1 protein-coding gene is annotated in these 531 nt (G+C 44.3%); it reads left to right on the forward strand.

Annotation, left to right across the window (positions count from 1 at the left end; genetic code table 11):
• The coding region (locus R7Z77_RS28165; RefSeq protein ID WP_318137411.1) for an ATPase, T2SS/T4P/T4SS family at positions 1-531 on the forward strand (531 nt) is incomplete at both ends.

Consider the following 531-nt stretch of genomic DNA (forward strand, 5'->3'; position numbering starts at 1 on the left):
GCGCATCCGATATCCACTTTGAGCCTTATGAAAAGATGTACCGAGTTCGTCTACGTTGCGATGGCATTTTGATCGAAACTCAGCAACCGCCAAATCACTTGAGTCGTCGCTTATCAGCTCGTATCAAAATTCTCTCTAAACTTGATATTGCCGAGCGACGTTTACCACAAGATGGGCGAATTAAACTCAAACTGAATCAAGACACCGCGATTGATATGCGGGTATCCACGCTACCTACCTTGTTTGGAGAGAAAATCGTACTCCGACTGCTCGATAGCAGCTCTGCATCACTGGATATCGACAAGCTTGGTTATAGTGAGCAACAAAAACAGCTGTATTTAGAGGCTCTGCGTCGTCCACAAGGTATGATTCTGATGACAGGTCCAACAGGAAGCGGCAAAACCGTTTCGTTGTACACTGGGCTAAATATTCTCAATAAACCAGAGATCAATATATCCACAGCAGAGGATCCTGTGGAAATTAACTTATCGGGCATTAACCAAGTTCAAGTCCAACCTAAGATTGGTTTTG

This window comes from Vibrio sp. 1401 (assembly GCF_033340295.1).